The organism is Haemophilus haemolyticus, assembly GCF_001008275.1.
Taxonomy (GTDB): Bacteria; Pseudomonadota; Gammaproteobacteria; order Enterobacterales; family Pasteurellaceae; genus Haemophilus; species Haemophilus haemolyticus_P.
The window spans coordinates 1-1,179 of sequence record NZ_LCTH01000050.1 but is presented as its reverse complement, the minus strand read 5'-3'; the positions used below and the strand labels follow the sequence as shown (position 1 = coordinate 1,179).

Annotated in this window: 1 pseudogene; it reads right to left on the bottom strand. The window is 39.3% G+C overall.

Features of this window, described 5'->3' with window-relative positions:
- Positions 1-1,122 (bottom strand): annotated as a pseudogene (locus tag AAX15_RS09345) (IS3 family transposase); the annotation flags it as partial.
- Positions 1,123-1,179 lie beyond the last annotated feature (57 nt).

Genomic DNA, 1,179 nt, shown 5'->3' with positions numbered 1-1,179 from the left:
TTGACATACTTTGTTGAATGCCATTCTCCCTGAGTATGTTTTGATAGCCTATCATCTGATACTGCCAACCTTGGTCCGAATGTAAAATCGGTTTTGCGCCTTCAAGCCTTGCTACAGCTTGTTTCATCATTCGGGTAATTTGCTCAAAGTTCGGGCTTCGAGCTAAATCATAAGCAATAATTTCATTGTTAAATAAATCCTTAATGGGGGATAAATAGAGCTTGCCTTCCGCACACTTGAACTCGGCAATGTCAGTTGTCCATTTTTCATTAGGCTGTGTTGCCGTAAAATCGCGTTGTAACAGATTATCCGCAATACGCCCGACTTCACCTTGATAAGAACGATATTGTTGTGTCTTGCATTTTCCCTTAAGTCCTAAGCATTGCATAATACGTTGCACTTTTTTATGGTTAATTTTCATGGTTTCTCTTAGCTTAAACGTCACACGGCGATAACCGTAGTTTCCGTGATTATCATGATAAATAGTGGCGATTTCTTGTGAGAGTGCTGAATTTTTATCGTTTTTCGTCTTCAAGTGATAGAAGAAAACACTGCGTGCCAAACCGATTAAATCTAATAAAATGGGCAGCGGAAAATGAATGCGTAATGCCTTTACGATAGTGGCTTTTTCTGCATTTTTTGTTGGTTGAGCTCTTGCAACTTTTTTAGGATTGCGTTCTCCGCACGTAGTCGGAGATTTTCCAATTCTAGTTCTTCCTCTCGTGTTTTAGGCTTAGGCGGCATTTTAGGGTATTTCGGTTTCATGGTTGGGCGACCTTTAGGTTTGGGGATTAAGCCGTTTATACCTTGTTTTTCAAAGGCTTTCAACCATTGGCTAACAACGCCTGAATTGGCAATACCAAAATGTAAGCAAGCGGCTTCTGCAGAAAATTGCCCATTTTTAACCGCTTGTATCACGTTAAGTTTAAATTCAGGTGAGTAATTTCGCTTCTTACCCAGCACGGCTAGCCCATTGATTCCACTATGATTAAATTGGTTAATCCAACGTTCTAATGTTGTTTCGGCAAGTTGAAAATGCCTGCGGGTAAGTGAACTATTTTTACCATTTTGAAGATAAAATTCGATGACTTGTTGCTTGAAAAGAAAATTGTATTTGGTCATAAAAAAATCTGCACCTTAGTTAGTTGGTTATTTAGTCCAACTTTTGGGGTGCAGATC